Annotated in this window: 10 protein-coding genes; 4 read left to right on the forward strand and 6 right to left on the reverse strand. The window is 35.9% G+C overall.

Annotated elements, in window-relative coordinates; translation table 11 throughout:
- Position 1 precedes the first annotated feature (1 nt).
- On the forward strand, positions 2-877 hold the full coding sequence (locus tag EHQ31_RS18420) for an efflux RND transporter periplasmic adaptor subunit (RefSeq protein ID WP_135568587.1): 876 nt from the start codon (positions 2-4) through the stop codon (positions 875-877).
- On the opposite strand, the gene EHQ31_RS18425 is transcribed toward EHQ31_RS18420, so the two are convergent.
- Both EHQ31_RS18425 and EHQ31_RS18430 read right to left on the reverse strand, forming a co-directional pair.
- Positions 864-2606: a PAS domain-containing sensor histidine kinase gene (locus tag EHQ31_RS18425; RefSeq protein WP_135568632.1), complete on the reverse strand. Its 1743-nt coding sequence runs from the start codon at positions 2604-2606 to the stop codon at positions 864-866. The two genes, EHQ31_RS18420 and EHQ31_RS18425, sit on opposite strands and share 14 nt — an antisense overlap.
- Positions 2607-2868: 262 nt before the next feature.
- Positions 2869-3408 carry a TetR/AcrR family transcriptional regulator gene (locus tag EHQ31_RS18430; RefSeq protein ID WP_135568588.1) on the reverse strand — a complete coding sequence of 180 codons (540 nt, stop codon included), beginning with the start codon at positions 3406-3408 and terminating at the stop codon, positions 2869-2871.
- Between the two features lie 63 nt (positions 3409-3471).
- Here EHQ31_RS18430 and EHQ31_RS18435 point away from each other — a divergent pair, with 63 nt between their 5' ends.
- On the forward strand, positions 3472-4005 hold the full coding sequence (locus EHQ31_RS18435; protein ID WP_135568589.1) for a dihydrofolate reductase family protein: 534 nt from the start codon (positions 3472-3474) through the stop codon (positions 4003-4005).
- A gap of 146 nt (positions 4006-4151) precedes the next feature.
- On the forward strand, positions 4152-4940 hold the full coding sequence (locus EHQ31_RS18440) for a TrmH family RNA methyltransferase (protein ID WP_135568590.1): 789 nt from the start codon (positions 4152-4154) through the stop codon (positions 4938-4940).
- A 5-nt stretch (positions 4941-4945) separates the two neighbouring features.
- Here the strand turns inward: EHQ31_RS18440 and EHQ31_RS18445 are convergent, their stop codons facing one another.
- The 4 genes from EHQ31_RS18445 to EHQ31_RS18460 are packed head-to-tail and all read right to left on the reverse strand — an operon-like array spanning position 4946 to position 10179.
- A complete protein-coding gene (locus EHQ31_RS18445; RefSeq protein ID WP_135568591.1) occupies positions 4946-5992 on the reverse strand; it encodes a serine/threonine protein kinase in 1047 nt (348 codons plus the stop codon).
- Positions 5993-6001: 9 nt separating this feature from the next.
- Positions 6002-6898, reverse strand: a complete 897-nt coding sequence (gene dgcR / locus EHQ31_RS18450) for a diguanylate cyclase DgcR (RefSeq protein ID WP_135568592.1) — start codon at positions 6896-6898, stop codon at positions 6002-6004.
- A gap of 12 nt (positions 6899-6910) precedes the next feature.
- Positions 6911-8704, reverse strand: coding sequence for a hypothetical protein (locus tag EHQ31_RS18455; protein WP_135568593.1), 1794 nt, complete (start codon positions 8702-8704; stop codon positions 6911-6913).
- Entirely contained in the window at positions 8701-10179 is a 1479-nt protein-coding gene (locus tag EHQ31_RS18460; RefSeq protein WP_135568594.1) for a hypothetical protein, read from the reverse strand. Before EHQ31_RS18460 ends, EHQ31_RS18455 begins: the two co-directional genes overlap by 4 nt.
- A 142-nt stretch (positions 10180-10321) precedes the next feature.
- Here EHQ31_RS18460 and EHQ31_RS18465 point away from each other — a divergent pair, with 142 nt between their 5' ends.
- Positions 10322-11896: an OpgD/OpgG family glucan biosynthesis protein gene (locus EHQ31_RS18465; protein WP_135568595.1), complete on the forward strand. Its 1575-nt coding sequence runs from the start codon at positions 10322-10324 to the stop codon at positions 11894-11896.
- Positions 11897-11903 lie beyond the last annotated feature (7 nt).

Here is an 11903-nt window from a genome sequence, read left to right on the forward strand (position 1 = left end):
TATGACAAAAGAAAATATCTTAGAGTTTATTAAAACAAAAAATGCAAAAGTTACAATAGGTGTAATTTTGTTTTTCGGTTTTACCTTTTTAATTTTAAAAAAAGATCCAAAACCAGTGGAAATAGCCATTACCAAACAAGATGTTTATAAACAAATTTTGTCTGTTCAAGGTAAAACAAAAGTCAAAGAACTTTACACTGCATATGCTCCAGTAAATGGCGTGATGCGTAGAGTAGAATTACACGCTGGAGACAAAGTTTCTAAAGGTATGACACTTCTTACTGTAGATTGGGACATCGTGAAAACTGTAAAAGCAAGTTCCAATGGTCAAATTCTAAAAGTATACCGAGAAAGTGCAGGGCCTGTTACTATGGGTGAACGCATATTAGACTATGGCGATGTATCAAAAATTGCTGTATCTGCATTTGTTTTATCTGAGGATATGCCTGACTTAGATTTAAAAGATAAAGTCTTACTCACTGGATTTGGAGAACATATATTGGAAGGACAAGTTTCTATTATTGAACCTTCTGCTATCACTAAAATATCATCACTTGGTGTAGAAGAACAACGTGTTCCTATATTGATTGAATTTATTCCCCCTCCAGGAATTGGCGATGGTTACGAATTAGAATGCAAAATTGTATTATTTGAAAAACCAAATGCCATAATAATTCCAACATCTGCTTTATTTCGAGAAGATGGGAAATGGGCAGTGTTTACTGTTGAGAAGAAAAAAGCAAAATTACGTTTTGTAGAAGTAGAACATCAAAGTGAGGGTGTTAGTATGATAAAGAATGGGCTTTCTGTTGGAGAATCCGTCATATTATATCCAGGTGATACAGTTGTGAATGGAACAAAAGTTATACCCGAATAAGTACGCTTGATTCCTTTGGTAAGGTGAAATAAAACTTGGATCCATTACCTATTTCACTATTAACCCAAATTGATCCTCCATGTTTTTCAATAAACTCTTTACATAAAATTAAACCTAAAGCAGTTCCTCTTTCACCTAATGTGCCGGGCATACTGGTTTGTTTTGCGTCGATACGAAACAATTTATTCTGAATTTCTTCTGAAATACCAGTTCCAGTATCTGCTATACAAATTTCTAAATCATCACCTAGCGATTTCGAAAAGATCTGAATTTCACCTCCAACGTGGGAGTATTTTATGGCATTAGAAATTAAGTTTCGAAGAACCGTTTCTACCATCTTTTCATCAGCATAAACTTTTGAATTTGAATCCACGAAGTTCTTCACAATTATAGATTTGTTTTGGATCGAAAAAGATATAGAAGCAATGGCAGATTCGATGGAATGATACAATGATATTTCTTCTGGAAAAAACGCCATCTCTCCTGTTTGTGATCTGGCCCAAGTGAGAAGATTTTCCAAAAGTACATATATTTCACCAGAAGACTGAAAAAGTATACTCAGATCATTTTTAGTACGTTTTATGGGTCGCGTATCTAAGTCCTCTAAAATCATACCGGCAAAAGTATTCATACCTCCAATTGGACCTTTCAAATCATGTGCAATAATTGAGAAGAATTTATCTTTAGTGTGATTTAATAACTGCAATTCGGAATAAAATTTATCTTTTTGGATTTCAGCATTTTTCCTTTTATCTATATTTCTAGAAACTCCTAATATATTAATAGTGCCATTAGGGTTCCATTGAAACACAGTATTGGCTTCTATCCATATTGTGGACCCATCCTTACAATATTGTTCCACTTCGTCACTGAATGGCTTTTTTTCTCCAGTAACTTTGAATTCTTGAATTCGATCAGGTAAAATTTCCAAAATGTATTTTAATGAACTTGGTGTAAAAGAGTCTTTTAAAGAATTGCGGATGGTTTCTTCAGAAGTAAAACCGGTAATATTTAAAACCGATTGACTAACATATGAATATTTTTGTTCATCATAATTTAAAACCCAAATAACATCTGTGGTGTTTTCGGCTAATAATCGATACTTTTGTTCACTCTCTTCTTGGCTTTTGATAAAAATATCTATACACATCATTAAGAAACCGAATGTCATCATAACTGAAGTTATATAAAAAAACAAATAAGTGAAATCTTGAATGGGTCCTTTTCCGAAGGCTACTTGCGATATAGATACATCGGCAACTGTGTAATAAACAAATCGAAAGAATAAAATTATCCCACAAGATAAGTAAAAGATAGCAGTAAAACGACTGGATAATCGGGATTTTTGATTTGCATATAAAATGTTTTTACCAGAAGATAAAAGTTGTGAACTGGCTGCCAATGATATCAAAGATATTCTATACTTTGGCGCAATATCGGAAAATTGGTGCATCACAAGCAAAATAAAAACAACCGCAACTAAAAAAACTCCTGAATTCCACATTTGTTTTCTATCAAACATAGATAAAATTATATTATTATAATATACTAATGACAAAAGAATAAGCGAATTCCCGGCACTAATTGAGATCCAATCAGGAATAACTCCTCTTAAAGCTCCCAGAACAATCCAACCTAAGGCTTGTAATAAAGTGGCAACTGACCAATCTTTAACGAAGCTGAGCTTTTGAAAATAACCCCTTGCCGCAAACCAAAGTCCTCCTGACATTAATAAACATCCAATGATGTTGATAAATACGACTGTTCGGGGATCAATGTTCATTTTGATTAGGGAAATCCGAGAATCCTGTTAAATAGTTTTTTTGGATGTAATTTAATCAACTACAAATGGTAATTTGTTAAAGAATTTTACTAGGAAGAAATTATCCCAAAACTATAATTAGGTGGCGAACTCTCAAATACCCTGGTCTTCCTCCTGAAAGATCGCGTGATTTTTTCAATATAGAAAATAGGTGCACTGGCGTGACCCATTAGGTTTTTGAAAGTTGGTCCAAAAGGAAAGACAAAGAGCTTTCAAATTCTTTCTGATTCATACGAATCTTTGTTTCTTTACTTTTGTTTTTGGACAATATCGTTGTGGAGGACAAGGCATTCCCGTGCACAAAATCAATTAATACGTTCAAAGTTTTATCGGGATCAGAATTCGGATAGGATCGCATAAGAAAAAAAAGAAGTTTTTGGTTCAGCGACACAACAGAGGGAAATGCTTCATAAGAATTTTTAATTAAATATAAGGACATACCTGGATATTCGACAAATAAACTCCAATAGTCGATTAAAACTCTCTTAATATTTGTCTTTGGATTTCGATCGGAGACTAAAATATCATCATGAAATCGTTGGAATATTTGTTCCACCATTGCCTTAGTTAGTTCCGCCTTATTATCAAAATAATGGTAAATTGCCATTGGGTCTAAATTTAATTTCGCTGCTAATTTACGCATACTAAAGGATTCGTACCCTTCTTTTTCACAAATTTTCAAAGCAGTTTGTATAATTTTTTCTTTCATTTTAATAAGCACAATTCTACGCTGTAGAATATTGAATTCTACAGCGTAGAGTAAGATTGTTTTATGATAAAATACAGAGCATTTATTGCAAGCAGTTTAGACGGATTTATTGCCAGAACGAATGGATCCATTGACTGGCTAATATCAGAAAACTATAAGATCGAAAATAATGATTTAGGTTATTCTTCATTTATGAAAAATATCGATTGTATAGTAATGGGCAGAGTTACATTTGAAACGGTATTGAGTTTTGAATCCTATCCATTTGCAGATATTCCTGTTTATGTTCTAACTCGCAATCGTGATTATAAATTTGAGTCGAATTTTCCGATTACTATATTTCATGAAACTCTAGAAGATTTAACTTTTGAACTTGAAAAAAGATTATTTAAATCTGCCTACGTTGATGGCGGACAAATGATTCAATCTTTTATCGAAAACCAGTTATTATACGAGATTACCATCACAAGAATTCCTGTTTTACTTGGATCGGGACTACCTCTTTTTGGTTACTTAGTTCAAGATCAAAATTTGAAACACATGGAAACGAAAACTTACGTAAATGGATTTGTCCAATCAGAGTATCAGTTTTGCTAACATGAACTTTTTAAAAGAATCTTTCCGGAAATGCATTCTTTTCTTGAAGAGATGAAAAGTTTGTGTTAGAGGTTTTAGGACAAACCCACAAGCCCGCCTCCACCACCCTATTCAGGGCGGGGGCTCTTCAGGGGCAATGAGACATAATGCAAATTATACATTCCGCACAGGATCCTAGACTTTCCGCTTACCAACTGCTCAAAGCTAAGGAAGAACCTTCCGACAAATTCGTTGCGGATCACGAAAAAACAGTCGTTAGGTTACTCATGTCTAACCTTGAGGTTGAATCTGTTTTTTGTATGCCAAAGTATTGGGAAAAACATAAAGACCTAATCCGATCCAAACTATTGAATATTAACAAATGTTTTGTTGCTGAGAAATCAATATTTGAGGAAACCATTGGGTTTTCTGTGCACCAAGGATTCATGGCAATCGGTTATCAAAAGTGGAGTTCCTTATCTGAAGTGGAATCTCCTATTTTAGCAGTAAACTATATAGTCGACAGCGAAAACATTGGATCCATCTTAAGGACAGCCGCAGCATTTGGAATCCGAACAGTCATTGTTGATGGTAAATCTGCTTCGCCATATCTCAGGCGTAGTGTCAGAGTTTCAATGGGTTCTTTATTTCAAATTCAATTAGTTCGTGATAACAATCTAACCGAAACATTAAATTATTTGAAAGTCTCAGGACATACCATTTTATCACTTAGCCTTCCGCGTGAAGGCGAACATTTATTATCGAAAACGAAACCGGTTTACGAAATTGAAAAACAAAATAATATCGTATTAATAGTTGGTAATGAATCAGAAGGAATATCTCCAGATGTTCTAAATATTTCAGACCAACTTGTCTTCATTCCGATGAAAAACCAGATTGATTCTTTAAATGTCTCACATGCGCTTGCAGTCGCTTTGTCACATCTGCTAGTTTAATAATTTTAGTTTTCCCAATCCCAAAAAAAATCTTTATTTGTCATTTCAGATTCGGTTTCTATCGGGTTAGGATTATCGTCATAAGATTGTTCTTCTAGATCTTTTTTTGCAGATTCTAAATCAACCGTTTCTTTCAACCAAAATTCTTCTGATCCAAAATGTGGAAATAACGATGGGAAAGAAGGATCTTCCCATCGTTTCGCAATCCATGCGGCATAATGAATGTATCTAATGATACGTAGAGGTTCTACCAATTTTAACCAATTTTCATCAAACTCAGCAAACATAGTATAACCTTGTAAAAATTGAAACAAATCATTTCTTCGGTCAGATTCACCTAGCGGAAGTAACATCCAAAAATCTTGTACGATGGGACCTGTTAAAAAATCATCAAAATCTAAGATACTGTAACCTTCTTGCGAAACTAACAAATTCCCTTTGTGACAATCTCCATGAATGCGTTGGAATGGAATTTGGTATTCCTTTACTAAAGTTTCAAATATTTCAAAAGACCTTAAAGCAGTTGTCTTATATCTTTCCGCCAAAGCACTGTTTGGTATTAGATGTTTATCTAGAATAAAGTTTAACGATTCCAATCCATAAGAAGGAATATCCAAAATAGGACGATGGGTGGAGTTGGACCTTTTTCCAACTGCGTGAATCCTTCCAAGCAGTGCACCGACTCTTTCTAAATCTGGGCCAGCGATTTCTTCTACAATCCTACCATTCCTAAGTGGCCAAATTGCAAAGAAAATTCCTGACCACTCAAATAAAGTATTCCCTTCTATTGTAATTGGCGTCAGCACAGGAATTTCTTCCGAAATGAGTTCTTGTAAAAACTTATGCTCTTCTAGAATTTCATCTCTAGTCCATTTTCCAGGACGGTAAAACTTTACAACGATACGCCCAGAATTTGAAGTTTCTATATCATAAACACGATTTTCAACGCTATTTAATGGATAAAACCTACCGGTAAGTTCGTAACCCAATGACTCAAGTGCATTTAAAATAGAGTCAGGTGTTAGCTGATAGAATGAATGATTAAGATCCAATTTACTAATTTAACTTATGATACGATTTCGACCCGAGGACTTTGCTTCATATAAGAGTTTGTCTGCAATTCTAAGTAATTCAACTGGATTTTCTATTTCTGTAATGTCACCACCGGCAACTCCGCCACTAAAGGAAACTTTGAAAATCTGTCCTGCATCTGATTTTAAATCCATACCAGAAACCGATTCTCTAATTTTATCTAGAACCATAGCGGCGTCAGAAACTCCAGTTTCCGGAAATACAATGACAAACTCTTCACCACCAAATCGAGAAATAATATCTGATTTCCTTAGTGAGGTTTTTAATTCAAAGGAGATCCTTTTTAAGACTAAATCGCCTGTTTCATGACCGTAGGTATCGTTTACTTTTTTAAAGAAATCAATATCTATCATAGCAAGTGATAAATTATGTTTATGCCTTTTACATCTTTGAAACTCTTGATCTATTCTTTCTTCCATGTAACGACGGTTATATAAACCTGTCATCACATCTCGAATTGCAGTTTCACGTAATTGATCGTGTAATGATTTCATCCTCAAAGCACTGAAAATCCTAGCCAAAAGTTCAATCTCTTTTGCGGGTTTTGTTATGTAATCAGTAGCGCCGGCTTCAATAGCAAGTTTTAAGTTCTCTGGCTCTGTATGACCAGTGACCATTATGATCGGTAGCCAACCGATAGGAGAAGAAGAGAATATTTCCGATATCAACTCAATCCCAGAACCATCTGGTAGTTCCCAATCAAGGAGTACAACATCAACTTGGTCATTACTAATAATCTCCCTGGCTTCAGAAAGAGAAACTGCATCCAAAGGAGTGTATCCATGATTTGAAATCCACCGGTTGAGAAGTTTTCTTTGTAATTCGGAATCCTCAATGATGAGAATTTTTTTTCTTACTTTCTCCATTCTCCAACGGTTTCATTTTTTCTTTTTTTTACCTAGTATTTTTTCAACTTCTCCCTCTTCTAAAGGAACTTTTACTACAGTTCCCCCTTCTTTTCGGATCTGGTCCATATCAACGACGGCTCCAGACAATAATCTAGATGCTTTTTTGGAAGTATCTTTGACTCCATATACCACCCATTTACCTCCTTCAAGGGATAACACTAAATATGTACAATCGGCTACGGCAAGGACCGAATGTGCCGACATATGGGATACAAATTCATAACTGAGTACAATCCCTGATCCAATGACGACACCAGAAGGTACTCCAACTGCTTTTGTTAATTGATAAACACCGTAGGTTGTTCCTGTACCAAAGGAGGCGGCAGTTCCAACCACTCCGACAGTTCCAGCAGCCACCTTTGTAGAAGCATATGTGACTGTTTGTGCCGTTGCTGAAGTTCCTGCAAATGAAGCTCCGACGACAGTTCCAGAAACAGCAAGACCTCCGCCAAGAACGGTTTGTCCTGAAGTAACTCCAACTAGGCTCATTGGTGCCAAAATATATTTACCAGAAGATTCTGTAACAACAGCCGCAGATTTAACCGAATAGGCAGACGTTTTTCTAGCAACAGCAGAGGTGACCTTTGCACCTTTTTCCACAGACTGAACTGATTCATTTAATACTAGTTCTGTACTATTTAAAATAGCTCCTAAGGCCAGCTCAACACTCGGTGCGGTAATATAAACTACCCCTTTTCCTGCCAATGTAAAAGTTTCCACCAAACAATAGAGACCTGTTCCTGCAGAATTTGTCACCACTGCCGCAGGGTAAATAATTCCATTCCAAGTAATATAACCAACAGAAAGTAATGTAAATTTCCCAATAGGTTTGATAATACCATCATAAAACAAAGCTTTGGTGGTTCGCGAGAATGCTTTTAGGAGTGCCAAAGGAACGCCTTCACCATCTGCAATGGATTCAATATCTGCTTTAGCTCGACTCAGTTCGTTAGAAGTATCTTTTCCAATCGAAAATATAGTTTCTTTCCAATTGCCAAATATCTTTTGAGAAACGGAGGATCGAAAATCTTCAATCTCAGAAAACCGACGTTTCCAACTTCCAGATTTTAAATCGTCATACGTTTCATCATAAGATGACTTCAAAACATCATCTAAATCCACATATCCATATACCGTTGATTCAAAAACTTTTTGAAATTCTTGTTTATACTGATTGAATCTTTTTTTAGTAGATGGTGAATAATCCGGCTTTTCTTTTTGGTTCAGTTGCATATCTGCCCATTCATCCCATTCTTTGCGGATGGCCTCTGAGTTTGCCACAACCGCTTTATGAGTATCTAACCCTCGGTCCCAAGAAGATCCGACAAGCCCATAAGATTCCGCAACTGATGTATACATTACAAATAACCCTGGTTTGGTGGCATTTTCACTCAAATATTGAACTACTTCATTACCTTTCGCATTTACCTTACCTGCGGTAGCCCAACTCATTTTTGTTCCATCTTTAACGATGACAACGGATTCTTTTGCCTTCAAGACAGATCTAGAAAATTCTTCACCCGCAAAACCAAATCTTTGTCCCATAACGAATACAGTTGATTCATGAAATGGAGGAATGAACTTGATACTTGTTCCTTTTACTGGGAGAGCTCCTTGGTAGTAAAGAGAAGTGTGGCCTTCAATAGCTAACTTTTTAGTATTCTTTAAAGGATCTTCTGTTTTTTTATCAGAGCCGGAACAGTTAAAAAAGAATAGAGTTGGAAAAACAGAAATTATTGTAACTAAGTAGATGTTTGATTTCATTTTTTTTCAGAAGCCTTTGCATTTGCACGTTTTGATTGTTCTGCGATTTCTGCATCTAAAACTTTCTTGATGATTTTTGGATCATCGGTTAAGATTTTAACTTTCCCCGCTTTTTTTGCTTCTTCTAAATTGATAACTGAACCTGTAGGTGCATCGTCAAACCCTGCGTAATTGCCTTTCACAACTGCTATAACAACACGAGGTCCATCATAGGTGATTAGTATGGGACCATCCACAGCTGTTAAAATCAATTGAGATGGTAACACTGTAAGTGCAGTGTAACCTAAAATCATTCCTGAACTCATTGCATAAAATCCTGACTCTGCCGTTCCTTTTGACAAATCATAGACCATGCCTGTTGCATAAGCGCCTGTATCGATGGTCGCTCCTCCAACTGCACCAATTGTCCCCCCGGTAGTAATGGCTGCAACAGATGTTACTTGATTAAATGCGGCAAGTGTAGTTCCTCCCGTATATGTTGGGATCGTAGCAGAGGCAGAAAGTAACCCGATGGAACTAAAAAGACCAGCCTCTAAGGTAGGAGAAATTACCCGATAACCAGACTTAGTCGAATAATAAAAAACAACTCCGGTCGATATCAATGCATTAGAAGAAAAGTTCATCGTTTGGGATAACGGAACATATACCCCGTTAACTACCAGAATCTCGCCAGTATTTTTTCCTGTTTTTGCAATAGGAGAGACCAATACTTCTTTAATAGCAATAGAATACCCTTGAAATATATCGACAAGAGCTAAAAGTGAATTGCCACTTTCACCCGACTCTTCATAGTTTTTGGTAAATTCATCGGATGCTTTTGAAAAGGAATCGCTCCAAGCTGAGATTATATTCTTCGAATTTTGATTTAAAGTAGATACGAATAAATCATTCAACTTATCAGTAGTTTTTCCGCGTTCACTACCAATGTTTTTCAAAGTGGAAAACATTTTTTCTGTATCTGATTCCACTCTTGGTACTAAGTAAATATAACCTAATAAAAATCTAGAGCCTGCTTCCTTAAAACTTTCTTTGGAAGTTTTCCATTCCGTTTGACTCAATTGCCAACCGGCATCATATATATCTCCAGTTCTACTGGAAGAATCTTTATATCCATCACCAGTCCAAGATAAAACTGCCTCCATCGTTTTGCCTAGTTTGCCAGGAAAATCAGCACTGCGTTTTTTCATATGCACGAGTACCATTGCCTTAGCGACACGAGCACTCATTCCCCCATTTTCATATACCAAATCTATACTCTTTGTTCCCGAAGGAATGACAGCCCAACCATTTTCAAAGAGATTTTTCCTGGAGCCAAGTGAGTTTGCAGTAAGTGGAGCAATTTTTTTGAATGATTGTGGTTTATTAGAATTAATTACAGATTCACCAAGGATCTTATCTGTTTTTTGAGAACCAGAACATTGCAGAAATAAGGCGACGGCTAACATGGGGAAAAAAATTATCGAAACACGTTTCATAAGATGAGGGAACAATATAGAAACGTTTGAATTATGCAATAGAAAAAAAATACTTACTTGCTTAATCCATGTTTAGTGAGACAAAAACGCCACAATAGATTATTTACGTGACCCTGTAGATTCAATAATAATCATTACAACTATGAAGAAACTGAACATATATCTTGCACTCATTGCCTTGGTATTGTGTGTCGTCATCATCATTAGGAAAAACGATCTGACGTTAAATCAATTGGCTACCTTAATGGCAATTTCCACTCCCAATGAGTTATTCGACTTCAACACTGTGGATTCAATTGCTAAACTAAAATTGAAATCAAAATATACTCCCACTCCTGAATTTAAAATTCCTGGTCTAGATGGAATTAGCTACGATGATTATAGACAAATCGAATACAAACCTGATGTTGCTATTTGGAAAAATCTTGCTTTACCCTACCAACTTCATTTCTTTCATCCAGGCCATATTTACAGCAACGGAATTCAAATTTATGAAGTGATTAATGAGAAACCTATAGAAATACCTTATGATGCATCACGTTTTAATTTTGGTGACTTACCACTCACTGATTCTTTCACAGAACTTACAAAAAATCTTCACTATACGGGCTTTCGCGTTCATTATCCTATCAATCAAAAAGAAATCTTGGAAGAATTTTTAGTCTTTCAAGGCTCATCCTATTTCCGAGCCATATCAAAAGGCCAAGTCTACGGGTTATCAGGCAGAGGGCTTGCCATCAACACAGGACCCCAAGAAAAAGAAGAATTCCCGATCTTCGAAAGTTTTTATATCAAACGCCCACAAAAAACAGACTCTGCCATTACGATATACGCAATCATGAATAGTGAATCAGTAGTTGGTTCTTATGAATTTTTGATTAAACCAGGCGAAGTAACAACCATTGATGTTAAGACAAAAATTTACCTACGTAAAAAAATCAAACGACTTGGTTTTGCCCCTATCACTTCCATGTATTTATACGGAGAATCTGATAACCCTATCTTGGGAAACATACATCCTGAAGTACACGACTCTGATGGTCTTCTCATCCAAAACAAAATCGGTGATTGGGAATGGAGACCTTTAATCAACCCCAAAAAAACCCAACTAACAAGAATTTCTCTCGATTCACCAAAAGGTTATGGACTAATCCAAAGAGACCGTAAGTTCAAAAGTTACCAAGATGAAAAACTAAAATACCATTTGCGTCCAAGTGTTTGGGTTGAACCCAAAGGAGATTGGGGTAAAGGAAATTTATATTTACTGGAGTTCACAACCAATTTGGATTCAGATGATAATATCACCACTTTTTGGGAACCTTCCATCCCACCGAACCTAAATGAAGGTTACGAATTTCAATACACACTTCATTACACTGAAAGATCACCCCTAAAACATACACTAGGAAAAGCATCCGCATTTTACAGAGGAGTTGATCCCCTCTTCCCAAAGGAGAAAGTATTTACCTTGTATTTTACAGGTGACTATTTAAAATCTTTGGACAAAAAAACTATAATCAACGCCAACATCCAAAACGATAAAATTCCTCCTGAACAAATTCGTTATAAAATTGAAAAAATATCTGAGTTGGATCAGTGGCGTTTGCAAATCTGGTATCCTTCTTTTGTAAATGAGTCCAATTGGTTAATTTTCCTTGAAAGTCAAAACCAAAGAATCACCGAAACTTGGATCTATAGAGACGGATTATCCAAATAACATGGAA

This window comes from Leptospira montravelensis (assembly GCF_004770045.1).
In the GTDB taxonomy this organism is placed as follows: domain Bacteria; phylum Spirochaetota; class Leptospiria; order Leptospirales; family Leptospiraceae; genus Leptospira_A; species Leptospira_A montravelensis.

Coding starts and splice junctions, on each gene's coding strand:
- EHQ31_RS18425 (WP_135568632.1), bottom strand. CDS start 2,606: ATGTCAGGAGGACTTTGGTTTGCGGCAAGGGGTTATTTTCAAAAGCTC.
- EHQ31_RS18440 (WP_135568590.1), top strand. CDS start 4,152: ATGCAAATTATACATTCCGCACAGGATCCTAGACTTTCCGCTTACCAA.
- EHQ31_RS18435 (WP_135568589.1), top strand. CDS start 3,472: ATGATAAAATACAGAGCATTTATTGCAAGCAGTTTAGACGGATTTATT.
- EHQ31_RS18465 (WP_135568595.1), top strand. CDS start 10,322: ATGAAGAAACTGAACATATATCTTGCACTCATTGCCTTGGTATTGTGT.
- EHQ31_RS18460 (WP_135568594.1), bottom strand. CDS start 10,179: ATGAAACGTGTTTCGATAATTTTTTTCCCCATGTTAGCCGTCGCCTTA.
- EHQ31_RS18420 (WP_135568587.1), top strand. CDS start 2: ATGACAAAAGAAAATATCTTAGAGTTTATTAAAACAAAAAATGCAAAA.
- dgcR (WP_135568592.1), bottom strand. CDS start 6,898: ATGGAGAAAGTAAGAAAAAAAATTCTCATCATTGAGGATTCCGAATTA.
- EHQ31_RS18455 (WP_135568593.1), bottom strand. CDS start 8,704: ATGAAATCAAACATCTACTTAGTTACAATAATTTCTGTTTTTCCAACT.
- EHQ31_RS18430 (WP_135568588.1), bottom strand. CDS start 3,408: ATGAAAGAAAAAATTATACAAACTGCTTTGAAAATTTGTGAAAAAGAA.